This is a genomic window from Pseudomonas frederiksbergensis, from assembly GCF_900105495.1.
Taxonomy (GTDB): domain Bacteria; phylum Pseudomonadota; class Gammaproteobacteria; order Pseudomonadales; family Pseudomonadaceae; genus Aquipseudomonas; species Aquipseudomonas frederiksbergensis.
In genome coordinates this window covers 2,931,967-2,949,162 of sequence record NZ_FNTF01000002.1, presented here as the reverse complement: position 1 = coordinate 2,949,162, position 17,196 = coordinate 2,931,967, and the positions used below count along the sequence as shown (strand labels likewise).

The window sequence follows — 17,196 nt, the reverse complement described above, 5'->3', positions numbered from 1 at the left end:
CCCTTTATTCCTGACCCTTGAAGTATTTAAAGCCGTGTTCAGCGACCAGTTTGTCACGCTTGGCTTCATTCATGTCTTCTCGCATCATTTCTTCTACCAGCTCATTGAAGGAGGTAGTTGGTACCCAGCCTAATTTGGCTTTGGCTTTGCTTGGGTCACCCAGCAGCGTTTCAACCTCGGCGGGACGGAAATAACGCGGATCGACGGCAACGATACATTTGTTGGTTGCGACGTCGTAACCTTTCTCGTCGACACCCGTACCTTCCCAACGAATCTTGATATCGATTTCCTTCGCTGCAACCTCAACAAATTCCCGAACCGAATGCTGCTCACCGGTCGCGATCACAAAGTCTTCCGGAGTTTCTTGTTGCAGCATAAGCCATTGCATTTCCACGTAATCACGAGCATGACCCCAGTCACGAAGGGCGTCCATGTTCCCGAGGTACAGACAATCTTGCAGATCGACCTTGATACGGGCCAAGGCGCGAGTGATCTTGCGTGTTACGAAGGTTTCACCGCGGATGGGCGATTCGTGATTAAACAGAATACCGTTGCAAGCATACATACCATATGACTCACGGTAGTTCACAGTGATCCAGTAGGCGTACATCTTGGCGACAGCATAAGGGGAACGCGGATAGAAAGGCGTGGTTTCTTTCTGTGGAATTTCCTGAACCAGACCGTACAGTTCGGATGTGGATGCCTGATAGAACTTGGTCTTTTTCTCAAGACCCGCGATGCGGATCGCTTCAAGGATACGCAGTGTACCCATGGCATCAGTATCAGCAGTATATTCTGGCGATTCGAAGGAAACCGCAACGTGGCTTTGCGCGCCAAGGTTGTAGACTTCATCTGGTTGTACTTCTTGCACGATACGAATCAGGCTACTTGAATCGGTCAGGTCGCCGTAGTGCAGCTTGAGATCATAGCCTTGGTTGTGCGGGTCGTGGTAGAGATGGTCAATACGCTGAGTATTGAACAGGGAGCTACGGCGCTTGATGCCGTGTACTGAATAACCTTTTTTGAGCAGGAACTCAGCAAGGTAAGCACCATCCTGACCAGTAATACCCGTAATCAACGCTACTTTCTTGTCGCTCATTTTCTCACCAATTTAAATTAATCAATCGAACAGTAAGTCTCTACCAGAGAGCCAACTTATTGCTGCCCCTCACCTTCCGTCTGGAAGTGAGAACCGTTTTTGTCATTCCATATATCTACTGTTCAGCAATCCCTCAATTTCTTTAACTTTCAACGCTACCAGCGCTGGGTCCCTTCTACTTTCCACATTCAACCTCAAAAGAGGTTCCGTGTTCGAACCTCGGAGATTAAACCGCCAGTCAGGAAACTCCAGACCGACGCCATCGGTTTGATCAAGGTTAGGCCCTTGAGGTAAATAATGCGCCAGGACCTCCGCCAGCGCCGCGGATACATCATTCACCCGATAGTTGATTTCACCGCTGCATGGATAAGCGGCAACGCGCTCATCAACAAGCTGGGCCAAATTTTTCCCCGAGGCAGACATCAACGCGGTCACCAGCAGCCAAGGGATCATGCCGCTGTCGCAATAGGCGAAATCCCGGAAGTAATGGTGAGCACTCATCTCACCGCCATAGATCGCATCCTCCAGACGCATGCGCTCTTTTATGAATGCGTGGCCGGTCTTGCATTGTACTGAAACACCACCCGCCAATCGAACCTGATCGATCGTATTCCAGGTCAACCTAGGGTCATGGATAATCCTGGAGCCGGGGTTCTTCTTGAGCAGCATTTCCGCCAGCAGGCCAACAAGGTAATAGCCCTCGATGAAGCGGCCGTTCTGGTCAAAAAAGAAGCAGCGATCGAAATCTCCATCCCACGCGATTCCCAAATCACAGCCGTTCGCCAACAACGCTTGACGTGTCAGCGTACGTTTTTCTGGAAGCAGCGGATTGGGCACACCATTGGGGAAGTTGCCATCGGGTTCTGCGTTGATGACTACCCATTCGAAGGGCAGTTTTTTGATCAATTCTTGCAGCACCGGCCCGGCAGCGCCGTTGCCCGGGTCGGCCAATATTTTAAGCGGTTTGAGATCTGCAACATTGACGTAACTGAGTAGGTGCTCGATGTAGGCCGTCTTATCCAGCTCGAATCGAACTTCACCGAGAGTGTCGGCCAGCGCGCCTAAATCACCACTCTCCACACGGTCGCGTATGGCATTTAGTCCGGTGTCACCACTGATTGGCCGGGACTCGGACTTCACAAGCTTCATCCCGTTATAACCCTTGGGATTGTGGCTCGCGGTGATCATCACTCCACCATCCGCCTTGAATGCGCTGGTGGCAAAGTACACTTCTTCGGTGCCGCACAAGCCGATATCGATGACGTTGGCCCCCGCCTCAAGCAACCCTCGTGTCATCGCCTCTGCCAGCATCGGGCTTTCGAGCCGCATATCCCGACCCAGCACAATGTTTTTTCCCTGTAACTCGGTAACCATGGCCCGGCCTATCCGATAGGCAACATCTTCATTGAGATCGGACGGTACCTGGCCACGAATATCATAGGCTTTGAAACATTGGGTTTTGACTGGGGTATTCATACCGCTCTCTTGCTGAGGTATGTGGGAGCGAGGCCGATTGACGGCCCGCTCTCTCATCAGGATGGAAATGCATTAGAACCAAGATAAATGCAAATAGGCCTGGTCGATGGGCCCCCCACCGAACAAGCTAATGACTACCAAGCTGCCGTTACGTATCGACGCGGCCGTAATTATCTTCGAAACGAACAATATCGTCTTCGCCAAGATAGTCGCCACTTTGCACTTCAATCATCACTAGATCTATGACTCCCGGATTCATCAAGCGGTGCTGGTGGCCTGCACGAATGAAGGTGGACTCATTGGTGTTCAACATCAACTCCTGTTGGTCGTTGACGACCTTAGCCATCCCGCTGACAACGATCCAATGCTCGCTTCTGTGGTGATGCATCTGCAGCGACAGAGAAGCCTTGGGCTTCACCACAATGCGCTTGATTTTGAAGCGCTCGCCATTTTCCAGCGTTGTGTAGGTACCCCAAGGACGATGCACGGTGCGGTGGAGTAAATGAACCGTATGACTGCAAGCCTTGAGCTGATTGACGATATGTTTTACATCTTGAGCGTGGTCCTTGTGGGCAATCATCACCGCATCCGGGGTGTCGATGACCAGCAAGTCCTCGACACCGACCAGTGCGGTAAGTCGATCTTCGCTGTTGACATAGTTGTTACGAGAGTTGTGAGACAGCACTTCGCCTTCAAAGCGGTTACCGTTCTCGTCAGGCTCGGTCAGTTCGCTGACGGCATTCCAGGAACCAATGTCACTCCAGCCGATGTCACAGGGAACGGTCACGACTCTAGAGGAGCGCTCCATCAACGCGTAGTCGATGGAGATATCCGGGACCTCAGCGAACGCATCAGCATCAAGCGCCAGGCAACGGTACTTGGCGGATGAAGTCAGGCGCGATGCTTCAATTGTCCTGCTGACCGCTTCCACTACGTCCGGAGCATGTTGACGAAGCTCTTCGAGGACAGTGCCCACCCGGAAGCAGAACATCCCGGAGTTCCAGTAGTAGTTGCCCGCACTGATATATGTTTGCGCGGTATCCAGATCAGGTTTTTCGACAAAGCGCGCCACTTTCAGGCCGCCTTTGAGCGGTGCATCTTTTTGCGCTTCGATGTAGCCAAACCCCGTTTCAGGGTACGTCGGCTGGATCCCGAAGGTAACCAGCCAACCTTCGGCGGCCAGCGTCATGGCGCTGGCTACGGCAGCAGCGAAGGCTTTTTCGTCTTTTATCAGATGGTCAGCGGCCAGTACCAGCATTTGGGCATCAGGGCCATGGCTCGTTTCCAGCTGAAGCGCGGCAGCGGCAACGGCAGCAGCGGTGTTACGACCAAATGGTTCAAGAATGAAACCTTGAGCATGCTTGGCTTTATTGACTACGGCGTATTCGTCTTCGGTCTTGAACAGGAGTTCGCGGTTGGTCACCGTCAGAACCTCCACAACACCTTCGAGGCGCGAGGCACGCAGGAAGGTTTTCTGGATCAGATTCTGGCCATCTGGCAGTTCCATGAAAGGCTTTGGATGGGCTTCACGAGAAACAGGCCACAACCGGCTGCCCACTCCGCCAGACAAAATTACGGGAATCAGTTCCATGCTAAATCCTTATTCCCCTTCTGGCAGATGAATCCAGTAAGTGGGGTCAGTTATGTTTCCAGTCATTCCTGCATCGTAAATCAATGCAAAAAATTGCTTGAAGCGACCATGAGAGTTTTCAGCCCCAGCCCCAACCTCAGTCCAAGCCAATCAGCCACCCCTGATCCGTGCTCTGATTGACATGCCCCTACCACTTATCGGATATTCGGCTTGCTCGCTTTACTGCAAGGACTCTCGACAAGAGGTTTCCTTGGAAAGTAAAAGCGGAGCAATCGTGATTGAGACTTCAACACTTAACGGGGCCAAATTTTATGCTGGCATTCTACAAGGTAGCACCGCGTATTAATAACTCCGGCGCCGACCGGACATAAAAATTATTTGAAAACAAATAAATGAAGCCATCAAAATAATATCACCCTTCGGCATTGATCAATCTCAGCAGCGATGCGTCTCTAAAAGCTTTTCCAAATATTGACCATAACCGGTCTTTCCTAAACGTTGAGCCTGAGCTGCCAACTCGGCTGCGGAGATCCACCCGCTGTTGTACGCAATCTCCTCCAAGCAAGCCACCTTCAAGCCTTGACGCTTCTCGATGGTATGCACGAAATGACTAGCTTCAAGCAGCGAATCGTGAGTCCCTGTATCCAACCAAGCAAATCCACGTCGAAGCATTTCGACTTTAAGGGCTTTCTGCTCCAGATAAACACGGTTGACGTCGGTGATTTCCAGTTCACCGCGCTCGGACGGCTTGATGCTCTTGGCGATCTCGACAACCTGGTTGTCGTAGAAGTACAAACCGGTCACCGCATAATTGGACTTGGGCTTCAGCGGTTTTTCTTCGATGCTCAGCGCCCTACCGGTTTCGTCAAACTCAATAACACCAAAACGCTCCGGATCTGAAACGTGATAGCCAAATACGGTCGCGCCTTGTGTTTGATTATTGGCGGAACGCAAGTGGTCCGTGAAGTACTGCCCGTAGAATATGTTGTCGCCCAGGATTAGGCAGCACGGATCATCACCAATGAACCTTTCACCGATAATGAATGCCTGCGCCAGACCATCCGGGCTTGGCTGTTCAGCGTACGACAGCTTGATGCCATACAGGCTGCCATCCCCCAGCAGCTTACGAAAGTTCGGCAAGTCGTCAGGCGTGGAGATGATCAGAACCTCCCTAATGCCCGCAAGCATCAGCACTGACAACGGATAAAAGATCATTGGCTTGTCATAAATCGGCAGCATCTGTTTGGATACGCCAAGAGTCAACGGATGCAAACGAGTGCCGGAGCCGCCAGCGAGGATGATGCCCTTACGGTTTATCGTCGTCATTTATTCAAAACTTCCCTAAGCATTCGGGTAACACCACTTTGCCAATCCGGCAAGTGTAGACAAAAATTGTCGCGCAGTTTTTGGGTACTCAGCCGTGAATTCAGAGGACGACGTGCTAGTGTCGGATAGGCGCTGGTCTCTATCGGATTAATTACCGTAACTGCAAGCTGCTCGCCATTGGTTCGAGCGAAACCGACTATGTAGATGGCATAATCGTGCCAGGAAACTTCGCCGCTTGCCGTCAAATGATAAAGTCCCGCCAGGTCCGGCCGCTGCAAAACCTGCTGAATCGCCAACGCAGTGACATCAGCAATGAGGTCAGCACCGGTTGGAGCTCCTATCTGATCGGAGACGACGTCTAAGGTTTGTCGTTCCTTGGCTAGGCGCAGAATAGTTTTTGCGAAGTTATGGCCACGAGCACCATAAGCCCAACTTGTGCGAAAAATTAGATGCTTGCAACCAGACGAGAGGATGGCGCGCTCGCCAAACGCTTTACTGATGCCATATTGGCTCAAGGGCGCAACCGCATCTGTCTCCTTCCACGGTGCCGAACCACGACCATTGAAGACATAGTCGGTCGAGTAATGAATTAGCCAAGCACCTATTGAAGCAGCCTCTTCAGCCATCACATGGCACGCATGACCGTTCACACATTCAGCTAGCTCAGCTTCAGACTCAGCCTTGTCAACTGCGGTATAGGCAGCAGCGTTGACGATAATGTCGGGCATGACGTTTCGAATCGTAGCGCGTAATGCGTCGAGATTAGACAGGTCGCCGCACAAACCATCGACCGTATGCCGATCGAGGGCGATTAACTCGCCAAGTGGGGCGAGGGAACGTTGCAGTTCCCACCCCACTTGGCCGTTCTTTCCGAGAAGGAGGATTTTCATGCCTTGTTCGAGCGGTCTGCGTAATTCTGGTCGATCCACTGCTGATAGCTACCGCTCTTCACGTGAGCGACCCATCCAGTGTTATCGAGATACCACTCAACCGTTTTGCGGATACCGGTTTCAAAGGTTTCTTCCGGCGTCCAACCCAGTTCACGCTGGATCTTGCTGGCGTCGATCGCGTAGCGCAAATCATGACCGGGGCGATCCTGAACGTAGGTAATCAGGCTGGCATGTGGACGGTAAGCAGAGTCCGGACGAAGTTCGTCGAGCAGTGCGCACAGTGCATACACCACTTCGATGTTTTGCTTTTCGTTATGGCCACCGATGTTGTACGTCTCGCCGATAACGCCTTCGGTCACGACTTTGTACAGTGCGCGGGCGTGGTCTTCGACGTAGAGCCAGTCGCGGACCTGGTCGCCTTTGCCGTAGACCGGCAGCGGTTTGCCTTCCAATGCATTGAGAATGATCAGCGGGATCAACTTCTCAGGAAAATGGCATGGGCCGTAGTTGTTGGAGCAGTTGGTGACCAGGGTCGGCAAGCCATACGTACGGCTCCAGGCGCGAACCAGGTGATCGGAACTGGCCTTGCTGGCGGAGTATGGCGAGCTTGGCTGATACGGCGTGGTTTCGGTGAAGAGATCTTCCGGACCTTCGAGGTCTCCGTAAACTTCGTCAGTCGAAATATGGTGAAAGCGGAAGTCGGCTTTACGCGCATCATCCAGCGCAGCCCAATAGTGGCGTGCAGCTTCCAGCAGGGTGTAAGTGCCGATGATGTTGGTCTGGATGAATTCAGACGGGCCAGAGATCGAGCGATCGACGTGGGACTCAGCGGCCAGATGCATGATCGCATCCGGTTGATGTTCAAGCAGGACGCGGTCAACCTGATCGCGGTCGCAGATGTCGACACGCTCGAATACGTAACGTGAGTTCTGGCTTACTTCGGCCAATGACTCAAGGTTACCGGCGTAAGTAAGCTTATCGAGGTTAACGACAGAGTCAGTAGTGTTGGAGATGATATGACGGATGACTGCCGAACCGATAAACCCGGCGCCGCCGGTTACTAGAATTTTCACGCGAAACCATACCCTTGAGTTACTGACAGGGCCGCCAACCGAGCGCTGTCTAATCCATGAATTCCAAAGCCATCAAGTCAGCAGAGGCTTCTGACAGAGTCATTCTGAACCGATATGGGAATATGCCACTATCGGACAAGCACAGCATTTTACAGCTTAATGACGGTTTTACTAATGGATATAGACAAGCTGTGGCGAAAGCTCAGTGCGCCTTGCGCGTTATGTCGTAATCAGACAAGGCGCTTGCGGGAAGCTCTGGATGTACGCCCCAGAAACCAGCCAAGAATCGGCCCGATCACCATCCCGATCAGCAACGCAATGACCATGACCAGCGATACCGGTAGTTGCGGCCCCGCCCAACCCAGGAACAGCAAGGAAACCGATTGCTGATTCTCGAGAACGAACGCCAGGATCGCCAAAACCAGCAACAGGACGAATACGGCGAGCAGTACGCGCTTGAGGTTACGCATGAGCGGTTCCTTGTATAACAGACGCCGTCAAAGACCTTCCTCCTCATCCTCGTTCACACGGTCACGCAATTCTTTGCCTGGCTTGAAATGCGGCACGAACTTGCCGTCGAGGCTGACGGACTGACCGGTTTTTGGATTGCGCCCTACGCGCGGTGCGCGGTAGTGCAAGGAGAAGCTGCCAAACCCACGGATCTCGATGCGATCACCGGTGGCCAGACATTGGGACATTTGTTCAAGCATGGTCTTGATGGCCAGCTCCACATCCTTGGATGAGAGCAGCCCTTGATGGGTGACAATTCGTTCGATCAACTCCGACTTCGTCATATTTTTCCCTTCTTTTTCAAGCAGCTAGATCAGCGCTTCAAAGGTTTTAGCACGCCCCGATGAATTTGAACAGCCCGAGTTTTGACATATCTTTACCCATAAAGAGATGCACGATTTCAGATCACTGGAACGCTGTCACGCCCTTGCGGGCTCACCTGCAGATAACCAGCATGGTGCGCGTCAGATAGCCCGCGGGATTGAAGCCAAAGAGGTATTCATCCTCATCTTTGGCATCATCGGACCTGGCCACAACTTTGTAGCCCGCCGCCTTGCACTCCTTGTTCGCTCGCTTGTGACACTTCTCCCATCCCGACCCCAACCCCGAACAATCGATCTCGATACCACTGACCCCACGCACCGCATGAGTCTTGGCGCTAGTGGTACAGCCCGCCAATGTCAGTACTGCCATGACGACAATGAGCTTGTTCATTCGCTTCCTTAGGTCGGACGTGTCACCCGACGGTCGTTCGCTTCAAGCTAAAGCCTAGCTGCAAATAAACGATTGATCCGCTTAAAGAAAGAGACAACTTGTGGGGAGGATTGGTTTCATGACAATCAATCGCAGGATTGCGAAACCATCAAGATCAGCAAATCCCGGCCACAAAAAAGGGCGACCGAAGTCGCCCTTTTTCTATGGTCTGACAGAACTTAGTTCTGCTTTTCCATTTGTGCACGCAACAGGTCGCCCAGAGTGGTAGGACCAGGAGCAGCGGTATCCGAAGCTGGCTTGTCGCGCAGGCTCTGGATTGCTTCTTTCTCTTCAGCATCGTCTTTCGACTTGATGGAGAGCTGGATTACACGGCTCTTGCGGTCAACGCTGATGATCTTGGCTTCTACTTCCTGGCCTTCTTTCAGAACGTTGCGCGCGTCTTCAACGCGGTCACGGCTGATTTCGGAGGCTTTCAGAGTCGCTTCGATATCGTCGGCCAGAGTGATGATGGCGCCTTTAGCGTCAACTTCTTTCACGATGCCTTTAACGATTGCGCCTTTGTCGTTCTCTTGAACGTACTCGGAGAACGGATCGCTTTCCAGTTGCTTGATACCCAGGGAGATGCGCTCGCGCTCTGGGTCAACCGACAGGATAACGGTGTCCAGCTCGTCGCCCTTCTTGAAGCGGCGAACGGCTTCTTCGCCCACTTCGTTCCAGGAGATGTCGGACAGGTGAACCAGACCGTCGATGCCGCCGTCCAGACCAATGAAGATACCGAAATCGGTGATCGACTTGATGGTGCCGGAGATTTTATCGCCCTTGTTGAACTGGCCAGAGAAATCTTCCCAGGGGTTAGATTTGCACTGCTTGATGCCGAGGGAGATACGACGACGCTCTTCGTCGATGTCCAGAACCATAACTTCCACTTCGTCGCCGACTTGTACGACTTTCGAAGGGTGGATGTTCTTGTTGGTCCAGTCCATTTCGGAAACGTGTACCAGGCCTTCAACGCCTTCTTCCAGCTCAGCGAAGCAGCCGTAGTCGGTCAGGTTGGTTACACGAGCGGTAACGCGGGTGCTTTCTGGGTAACGGGCTTTGATAGCAACCCATGGATCTTCGCCCAGTTGCTTGAGGCCCAGGGAAACACGATTGCGTTCGCGATCGTACTTCAGAACCTTGACATCGATCTCGTCGCCAACGTTGACGATTTCGGAAGGATGCTTGATACGCTTCCAAGCCATGTCGGTAATGTGCAGCAGGCCATCGACGCCACCCAGATCGACGAATGCGCCGTAATCGGTGAGGTTCTTGACGATACCTTTGACTTGTTGGCCTTCCTGCAGGGATTCCAGCAGAGCTTCACGCTCGGCGGAGTTCTCGGCTTCGAGGACGCTACGACGGGAAACGACAACGTTGTTGCGTTTCTGGTCAAGCTTGATGACCTTGAATTCCAGCTCTTTGCCTTCCAGGTGCGTGGTGTCGCGCACAGGACGGACGTCAACCAGAGAACCTGGCAGGAACGCACGGATGCCGTTAACGTCGACAGTGAAGCCGCCTTTAACCTTACCGTTGATAACGCCCTTGACCACTTCTTCGGCTGCGAAGGCTGCTTCCAGAACAATCCAGCATTCAGCGCGCTTGGCTTTTTCACGGGACAGCTTGGTTTCACCAAAGCCGTCTTCAACCGAGTCCAGAGCAACGTGAACTTCGTCACCGACGTTGATAGTCAGTTCGCCAGCATCGTTGTAGAACTGCTCAAGCGGGATGAGTGCTTCAGACTTCAGGCCAGCGTGAACGGTTACCCAGCGAGCCTGGTAATCGATATCAACGATAACACCGGTGATGATGGAGCCTGCCTGAAGGTTCAGGGTTTTTAGGCTTTCTTCAAAGAGTTCCGCAAAGCTTTCGCTCATTTTAATTCCTGTTGAATAAGGGCGAAGGATACGCCCATCTCCACATCCCAGACGACGTGGGTTATGTTCATTTGAAGAAACGGCGCAGGACTATGACTGGTCCCCTGAGTCGCTTCTTGGTCACCCGGCGATATCGCGAATGGCGATCTCGCTCATGATGCGTTCCAGCACCTGATCGATGGATAATTCCGTGGAATCCAGCTGTATGGCGTCAGCCGCCGGTTTGAGCGGGGCTACCGCTCGCTGGGTGTCACGCTCATCGCGGACACGTATCTCATCTAGCAGACTCGACAGACTAACACCATCGACTTTGCCCTTCAACTGCAAGTATCGACGGCGCGCACGCTCCTCGGCACTGGCAGTGAGGAATATCTTCAGCGGCGCATCGGGAAAAACCACCGTGCCCATGTCGCGACCATCGGCCACCAGGCCCGGAGCCTCCTGGAACGCCCGCTGGCGCTGGAGCAGCGCGTCACGCACCGCCGGCAGCGCAGCGACCTGGGAAGCCCAGGCGCCAACTTGTTCGTTGCGCAGATCATCAGTGACATCGTCACCTTCGAGAATGATCCGCTGCGGATGACCTTCGGTCGCACCGACGAATTGCACGTCCAGATGAGCGGCAAGCAGCTTCAGCGACTCTTCATTGGTCAGATCGACGCCATGATTACGCGCAGCGAATGCCAACAGACGGTACAGCGCACCGGAATCCAGCAGGCACCAGCCCAGGCGCTTGGCCAGAATCCCGGCAATAGTGCCTTTGCCCGAACCGCTAGGCCCGTCGATGGTGATGACCGGTGGCTTGATAATCACGACTGAGCCTCTTGTGCAACACGGATACCGACCTGCGCGCACAGCGCGAGGAAGTTCGGGAACGACGTCGCGACGTTGGCGCAATCATGGATGCGGATCGGCGCAGTGGCGCGCAGCGAAGCCACGCTGAAGGCCATGGCGATCCGGTGATCGCCGTGCCCGTGCACTTCGCCGCCGCCGATCTGGCCGCCGTCGATGATGATGCCGTCCGGGGTCGGTTCACATTTTACGCCCAGTGCCAGCAAGCCATCCGCCATGACCTGAATACGGTCAGACTCCTTGACCCGCAGCTCTTCGGCGCCACGCAGGATGGTGCGCCCTTCGGCACAGGCGGCGGCGACGAACAACACCGGGAATTCGTCAATGGCCAGTGGAACCAGCGCCTCGGGAATCTCGATACCTTTGAGTTTAGCTGCACGTACGCGCAGATCCGCCACTGGCTCACCGCCGACTTCACGCTGGTTTTCAAGAGTGATATCAGCGCCCATCAGACGCAGGATGTCGATCACGCCGGTACGGGTCGGGTTGATGCCGACGTGCTCAAGCACCAGCTCCGAACCTTCGGCGATCGACGCCGCTACCAGGAAGAACGCGGAGGACGAGATGTCGCCCGGCACTTCAATGTGGGTCGCGGTCAGCTTGTGGCCGGATTCGACCGAAGCGGTAGCACCGTTGACGCTGACCGGGTAGCCGAAGCCGCGCAGCATGCGCTCGGTGTGGTCGCGGGTTGGCGCCGGCTCGGTGACGGTGGTCTTGCCTTCGGCGTACAGACCCGCCAGCAGCAGGCAGGATTTAACCTGGGCGCTGGCCATCGGCATGGTGTAGGTCAGGCCTTTGAGTTTGTTGCCGCCGCGAATGATCATCGGCGGACGACCTTCAGCAGCGGTCTCGATCACGGCGCCCATTTCACGCAGCGGATTGGCCACGCGATTCATCGGACGCTTGGACAGCGAAGCATCGCCCGTCAGGGTGCTGTCGAAGTTCTGCGCAGCCAACAGGCCAGACAGCAGACGCATCGACGTGCCGGAGTTGCCCAGATAGATCGGGCCCGGCGCAGGCTTCAGGCCATGCAGGCCGACGCCATGAATGGTCACGCGACCGTGGTGCGGACCTTCGATCACGACGCCCATGTCGCGGAAGGCTTGCAAGGTTGCCAGGGCATCTTCGCCCTCGAGGAAACCTTCCACTTCGGTGACGCCTTCAGCCAGGGAGCCGAGCATGATCGAACGGTGGGAAATCGATTTGTCGCCCGGTACTCGAATCCGCCCAGTCAGGCGGCCACCAGGTTGTGCCAGGAAAATCAGGTCGTTGGAATTCATAGCGTCCACATAAGCCCGGCGGGCAAGGATTTTACTGAAATGTTCGCGGGCAACCCGGGCGCGAGTGAACACGCCCAATAATTGGTGCCCATCCCCTGCATCGACCGCGTCGCGCAAGGCGTCGAGGTCGCTGCGAAATGTATCGAGTGTGCGCAGGACAGCTTCGCGGTTGGCGAGGAAGATGTCGTGCCACATGACCGGGTCGCTACCCGCGATTCTTGTGAAATCACGGAAACCGCCCGCAGCGTAACGGAAGATCTCAAGGTTTTCATTGCGCTTGGCCAACGAATCGACCAAACCGAACGCCAGCAAGTGTGGCAAATGGCTGGTCGCCGCCAACACTTCGTCATGACGCTCGACCTGCATGTGCTCGACATCGGCGCCCAATTCGCGCCACAACCGGTCGACCACTGCCAGCGCTGCCGGATCGGTTTGATCCAGCGGCGTCAGAATCACTTTATGGCGACGGAACAGCTCTGAGTTAGAGGCTTCCACCCCGCTCTGCTCGGAACCGGCAATCGGGTGACCCGGCACGAAACGCGTCGGCATGCCGCCAAACGCCTCGGTTGCCGCGCGCACCACATTGCCTTTGGCGCTGCCGACGTCGGTCAGAATCGCTTGCCCCAGGTCCATGCCGGCCAATTGGCCGAGCATTTTTTCCATGGCGAGGATCGGCACGGCCAGTTGAATCACGTCGGCGCCCTGGCATGCAGCGGCCAGGTCTTCTTCGCAGCGATCCACCACACCCAACTCAACCGCCAGTTTGCGCGACTGTGGGTCGAGATCGACCCCGACCACTTCGCGGCACAGGCCGCTTTCACGCAAACCCTTGGCAAACGAACCGCCGATCAGCCCGAGACCGACCACCACTAGGCGACCGATCATAGGTTCAGCAGATTGCAGTGCAGTGACATCAACCACGAGCCAGAACCTTGGTCAGCGCTTCGAGGAAGCGGCTGTTTTCCGCCGGCAGACCGATGGTGATGCGCAAGTGGTTCGGCATGCCGTAATTGGCCACCGGACGCACGATCACGCCTTCGCGCAACAAGCCCTGGAAGACCGGAGCCGCAACACGGCCCAGATCGACGCAGATGAAGTTGCCCTTGGACGGAATCCAGCTCAACCCCAGCTCACGGAAACCTGCTTCCAGTTGCTGCATACCTGATTCGTTCAGGCGACGGCTTTCGGCCAGGTATTCGACGTCTTGCAGCGCAGCGCACGCAGCGGCCAGGGCCAGGCTGTTGACGTTGAATGGCTGACGCACTCGGTTCAGCACATCCGCAACCACCGCCGTGGACAAACCATAGCCGACCCGCAATGCCGCCAGGCCATAGGCCTTGGAGAAGGTGCGCGATACCAGCAGGTTCGGGTACGCCGCCAGGAAATCCAGGCCATCCGGCAAGTCGCTGCCTTCGGCGTATTCGATGTAGGCCTCGTCCAGCACCACCAGCACGTGTTCCGGCACGTCCTGCAGAAACTCGTCCAGCGCTTCGGCGCCGAACCAGGTTCCGGTCGGGTTGTTCGGGTTGGCGATGAACACCACGCGGGTATCGGCATCGATCGCAGCCAGCATGGCCGGCAGATCGTGGCCCCAGTCTTTGGCCGGGATCACTTTGGCCGTGGCACCAACGGCCTGGGTCACGATGGGATAGACCGCAAACGCGTGCTCGCTGAATACCGCGTTCAGACCCGGCGCCAGATAGGCACGGGCGACCAGTTCCAGAATGTCGTTGGAACCGTTGCCCAGCGTCACCTGATTGAGCTCGACGCGGCACTGATCGGCCAGCAGGGTCTTGAGCGCAAAACCGTTGCCGTCCGGATAACGGGTCAGCTCGGCCAATTCTTCGCGAATTGCCGCCAGCGCCTTGGGACTGGCGCCCAACGGGTTTTCGTTGCTGGCCAGTTTGACGATGCTGGCCGGATCGATGTCCAGCTCGCGCGCCAGTTCGTCCACGGGCTTGCCCGGAACGTAAGGCGAAAGTTGTTGCACGCCCGGCTGTGCCAGAGCGAGGAAGTCACCACTCATTTGCTACCGCCCTTAGAGAACTGCTTTCGGGTAGGAACCCAGCACTTTGAGTGCCACTGCTTCCTGACTGATCTTTTCCAGCACACCTTTGACCAGTGGGTCGCGGTGGTGGCCGACGAAGTCGATGAAGAACACGTAGGTCCATTTACCGCTGCGCGACGGACGGGTCTCGATCCGCGTCAGGTCGATGCCGTTGTCGTGGAACGGCACCAGCAACTCGTGAAGCGCGCCGGGCTTGTTGCTCATGGAGACGATAACCGAGGTCTTGTCGTCGCCGGTCGGCGGTACTTCCTGGCTGCCGATGATCAGGAATCGCGTGGAGTTGTCCGGACGATCCTCGATTTTTTCAGCCAGACGAGTCAACCCGTACAGACCGGCGGCCATGTCGCCGGCAATCGCCGCCGAATTCCACTCACCCTTGACCCGCTTGGCCGCTTCGGCGTTGCTGGACACCGCCACGCGCTCGACATTCGGGTAATGGGCGTCCAGCCACTTGCGGCACTGGGCCAGGGACTGGGCGTGGGAATAGATGCGGCTGATGCTGTCGGTCTTGGTGTTTTCACCGACCAACAGGTGGTGGTGAATCCGCAGCTCGACTTCGCCACAGATCACCATGTCGTGTTCGAGGAAGCTGTCGAGGGTGTGGTTGACCGCGCCCTCGGTGGAGTTTTCCACCGGGACCACGCCAAAGTTCACCGCACCGGCGGCCACTTCACGGAACACTTCGTCGATCGCCGCCATCGGCTTGCTGATCACGGCGTGACCGAAGTGCTTCATGGCTGCGGCTTGGGTGAACGTACCTTCAGGGCCGAGGTAAGCCACTTTCAGCGGCTGCTCGAGGGCCAGGCACGAGGACATGATTTCGCGGAACAGCCGCGCCATCTCTTCGTTGCCCAGCGGCCCCTGGTTACGCTCCATCACGCGCTTGAGCACCTGAGCTTCACGCTCAGGACGATAGAACACCGGCACTTCGCCTTCGGCCAGCGAGGCCATCTTTACTCGCGCAACTTCCTGGGCGCAGCGTGCGCGCTCACTGATCAGCTCCAGGACTTTCTCGTCCAGGGCATCGATGCGCAGGCGCAGTGCCTTGAGTTCTTGCTCAGACATTAACCGTGTTCCTTCTCGAACTCTGCCATGTACGAAATCAGTGCGTTGACCGCAACGATGTCGACGGCGTTATAGATGGAGGCACGCATGCCGCCCACGGAACGGTGACCCTTGAGGTTCAACAGGCCACGCGCTTCGGCACCGGCCAGGAATGGCTTGTCGAGACGGTCGTCAGCCAGGCGGAACGGCACGTTCATCCACGAGCGATCCGACTTGTTGATCGGGTTGCTGTACAAGCCGCTGGCGTCGATGAAGTCGTACAGCGTGCGCTGTTTAACTTCATTGAGCTTGCCAATGGCTTCAACGCCACCCTGCTCTTTCAGCCACTCGAACACCAGGCCGGACAAGTACCAGGCCAGGGTCGGCGGGGTGTTGTACATCGAGCCGTTGTCGGCCGCGACCTTGTAGTTGAGCATGGTCGGGCAAATGGAACGGGCGCGACCCAGCAGGTCTTCGCGAACGATGTTGACGACGATGCCGCTCGGGCCGATGTTTTTCTGGGCGCCGGCGTAGATCATGCCGAAGCGCGAAACATCGATCGGGCGCGAGAGAATGTCGGAAGACATGTCGGCCACCAGCGGGACGTCACCGGTTTGCGGGACCCAGTTGAATTCCAGGCCGCCGATGGTTTCGTTCGGTGCGTAGTGAACGTAGGCCGCGTCTTTCGACAGGTTCCATTCGTTCTGACCGGGAATAGCGAAATAGTCGTAAGGCTTGGCGGTAGCGGCAACGTTGACGTTTCCGTAGCGCGAAGCTTCTTCGATGGCTTTCTGCGACCAGATACCGGTGTCGATATAGTCGGCGGTGCCGCTTTCCGGCAACAGGTTCAGAGGAATCTGAGCGAATTGCTGGCTGGCGCCACCTTGCAGAAACAGCACTTTATAGTTCGAGGGGATATTCAGCAGATCACGCAGATCCTGCTCGGCCTTGGTGGCGATGGACACGAACTCATCGCTGCGATGGCTCATTTCCATGACCGACAGGCCCTTGCCGTGCCAATCAAGGAGTTCACCCTGGGCGCGCTGCAGGACAGCTTCGGGAAGTGCCGCAGGACCGGCACAGAAGTTATAGGCTCTCTTGCTCACATCCAATCTCGCTCTGATTTGGTGGATCGTACAAACACATCAGTCGACACAGATCCAATGTGGGAGCGGGCTTGCCTGTGGCGAGGGGGCTTGCCCCCGTTCGATTGCGAAGCAATCGCAAACCGGTCACCACGCTCTCATGCAAGATAACGGCGACTGGTTTCAGGGGCGCTTCGCACCCCAACGGGGGCAAGCCCCCTCGCCACAAAAGCCCGGCACCCACACGGATCTCCATGGGTGTCGATATTTCTTTACGG

General features: G+C 55.8%; 15 protein-coding genes. All 15 read right to left on the bottom strand.

Annotated features, from left to right (window positions below):
• Positions 1 to 4 precede the first annotated feature (4 nt).
• A complete protein-coding gene (gmd, locus tag BLW70_RS13835; RefSeq protein ID WP_074874785.1) occupies positions 5 to 1,099 on the bottom strand; it encodes a GDP-mannose 4,6-dehydratase in 1,095 nt (364 codons plus the stop codon).
• A gap of 102 nt (positions 1,100 to 1,201) precedes the next feature.
• On the bottom strand, positions 1,202 to 2,575 hold the full coding sequence (locus tag BLW70_RS13830) for a phosphohexomutase domain-containing protein (protein WP_074874783.1): 1,374 nt from the start codon (positions 2,573 to 2,575) through the stop codon (positions 1,202 to 1,204).
• 148 nt (positions 2,576 to 2,723) lie between these two features.
• Positions 2,724 to 4,166: a mannose-1-phosphate guanylyltransferase/mannose-6-phosphate isomerase gene (locus BLW70_RS13825; RefSeq protein WP_074874781.1), complete on the bottom strand. Its 1,443-nt coding sequence runs from the start codon at positions 4,164 to 4,166 to the stop codon at positions 2,724 to 2,726.
• Between the two features lie 435 nt (positions 4,167 to 4,601).
• Positions 4,602 to 5,492: a glucose-1-phosphate thymidylyltransferase RfbA gene (gene rfbA, locus BLW70_RS13820; RefSeq protein ID WP_074874779.1), complete on the bottom strand. Its 891-nt coding sequence runs from the start codon at positions 5,490 to 5,492 to the stop codon at positions 4,602 to 4,604.
• On the bottom strand, positions 5,489 to 6,382 hold the full coding sequence (gene rfbD / locus BLW70_RS13815) for a dTDP-4-dehydrorhamnose reductase (RefSeq protein WP_074874777.1): 894 nt from the start codon (positions 6,380 to 6,382) through the stop codon (positions 5,489 to 5,491). The genes rfbA and rfbD overlap by 4 nt, the downstream gene beginning before the upstream one ends.
• Positions 6,379 to 7,455: a dTDP-glucose 4,6-dehydratase gene (rfbB, locus tag BLW70_RS13810; protein WP_074874775.1), complete on the bottom strand. Its 1,077-nt coding sequence runs from the start codon at positions 7,453 to 7,455 to the stop codon at positions 6,379 to 6,381. Before rfbB ends, rfbD begins: the two co-directional genes overlap by 4 nt.
• Before the next feature lie 230 nt (positions 7,456 to 7,685).
• Positions 7,686 to 7,925: a LapA family protein gene (locus BLW70_RS13805; RefSeq protein WP_052964115.1), complete on the bottom strand. Its 240-nt coding sequence runs from the start codon at positions 7,923 to 7,925 to the stop codon at positions 7,686 to 7,688.
• A 27-nt stretch (positions 7,926 to 7,952) separates the two neighbouring features.
• Positions 7,953 to 8,249, bottom strand: coding sequence for an integration host factor subunit beta (gene ihfB, locus BLW70_RS13800; RefSeq protein ID WP_003369729.1), 297 nt, complete (start codon positions 8,247 to 8,249; stop codon positions 7,953 to 7,955).
• A 151-nt stretch (positions 8,250 to 8,400) separates the two neighbouring features.
• Positions 8,401 to 8,679 (bottom strand): hypothetical protein, encoded by a 279-nt coding sequence (locus BLW70_RS13795; RefSeq protein ID WP_074874773.1) that lies wholly within the window; start codon positions 8,677 to 8,679, stop codon positions 8,401 to 8,403.
• 218 nt (positions 8,680 to 8,897) lie between these two features.
• Positions 8,898 to 10,592: a 30S ribosomal protein S1 gene (gene rpsA, locus BLW70_RS13790; RefSeq protein ID WP_074874771.1), complete on the bottom strand. Its 1,695-nt coding sequence runs from the start codon at positions 10,590 to 10,592 to the stop codon at positions 8,898 to 8,900.
• A 120-nt stretch (positions 10,593 to 10,712) separates the two neighbouring features.
• Positions 10,713 to 11,402: a (d)CMP kinase gene (gene cmk / locus BLW70_RS13785; protein WP_008148720.1), complete on the bottom strand. Its 690-nt coding sequence runs from the start codon at positions 11,400 to 11,402 to the stop codon at positions 10,713 to 10,715.
• Positions 11,399 to 13,606, bottom strand: coding sequence for a bifunctional prephenate dehydrogenase/3-phosphoshikimate 1-carboxyvinyltransferase (locus BLW70_RS13780; RefSeq protein ID WP_235865036.1), 2,208 nt, complete (start codon positions 13,604 to 13,606; stop codon positions 11,399 to 11,401). The genes cmk and BLW70_RS13780 overlap by 4 nt, the downstream gene beginning before the upstream one ends.
• 28 nt (positions 13,607 to 13,634) lie before the next feature.
• Positions 13,635 to 14,747 carry a histidinol-phosphate transaminase gene (hisC, locus tag BLW70_RS13775; protein WP_074874767.1) on the bottom strand — a complete coding sequence of 371 codons (1,113 nt, stop codon included), beginning with the start codon at positions 14,745 to 14,747 and terminating at the stop codon, positions 13,635 to 13,637.
• 12 nt (positions 14,748 to 14,759) lie between these two features.
• Positions 14,760 to 15,854 (bottom strand): prephenate dehydratase, encoded by a 1,095-nt coding sequence (pheA, locus tag BLW70_RS13770; protein ID WP_074874765.1) that lies wholly within the window; start codon positions 15,852 to 15,854, stop codon positions 14,760 to 14,762.
• Positions 15,854 to 16,939 (bottom strand): 3-phosphoserine/phosphohydroxythreonine transaminase, encoded by a 1,086-nt coding sequence (gene serC, locus BLW70_RS13765; RefSeq protein ID WP_074874763.1) that lies wholly within the window; start codon positions 16,937 to 16,939, stop codon positions 15,854 to 15,856. The genes pheA and serC overlap by 1 nt, the downstream gene beginning before the upstream one ends.
• Between the last annotated feature and the right edge of the window lie 257 nt (positions 16,940 to 17,196).

What these genes read in the sequence shown, in the direction of transcription:
- gmd (WP_074874785.1), bottom strand. Translation starts at nt 1,099, where the DNA reads ATGAGCGACAAGAAAGTAGCGTTGATTACGGGTATTACTGGTCAGGAT.
- BLW70_RS13830 (WP_074874783.1), bottom strand. Translation starts at nt 2,575, where the DNA reads ATGAATACCCCAGTCAAAACCCAATGTTTCAAAGCCTATGATATTCGT.
- BLW70_RS13825 (WP_074874781.1), bottom strand. Translation starts at nt 4,166, where the DNA reads ATGGAACTGATTCCCGTAATTTTGTCTGGCGGAGTGGGCAGCCGGTTG.
- rfbA (WP_074874779.1), bottom strand. Translation starts at nt 5,492, where the DNA reads ATGACGACGATAAACCGTAAGGGCATCATCCTCGCTGGCGGCTCCGGC.
- rfbD (WP_074874777.1), bottom strand. Translation starts at nt 6,382, where the DNA reads ATGAAAATCCTCCTTCTCGGAAAGAACGGCCAAGTGGGGTGGGAACTG.
- BLW70_RS13805 (WP_052964115.1), bottom strand. Translation starts at nt 7,925, where the DNA reads ATGCGTAACCTCAAGCGCGTACTGCTCGCCGTATTCGTCCTGTTGCTG.
- ihfB (WP_003369729.1), bottom strand. Translation starts at nt 8,249, where the DNA reads ATGACGAAGTCGGAGTTGATCGAACGAATTGTCACCCATCAAGGGCTG.
- BLW70_RS13795 (WP_074874773.1), bottom strand. Translation starts at nt 8,679, where the DNA reads ATGAACAAGCTCATTGTCGTCATGGCAGTACTGACATTGGCGGGCTGT.
- rpsA (WP_074874771.1), bottom strand. Translation starts at nt 10,592, where the DNA reads ATGAGCGAAAGCTTTGCGGAACTCTTTGAAGAAAGCCTAAAAACCCTG.
- BLW70_RS13780 (WP_235865036.1), bottom strand. Translation starts at nt 13,606, where the DNA reads ATGATCGGTCGCCTAGTGGTGGTCGGTCTCGGGCTGATCGGCGGTTCG.
- hisC (WP_074874767.1), bottom strand. Translation starts at nt 14,747, where the DNA reads ATGAGTGGTGACTTCCTCGCTCTGGCACAGCCGGGCGTGCAACAACTT.
- pheA (WP_074874765.1), bottom strand. Translation starts at nt 15,854, where the DNA reads ATGTCTGAGCAAGAACTCAAGGCACTGCGCCTGCGCATCGATGCCCTG.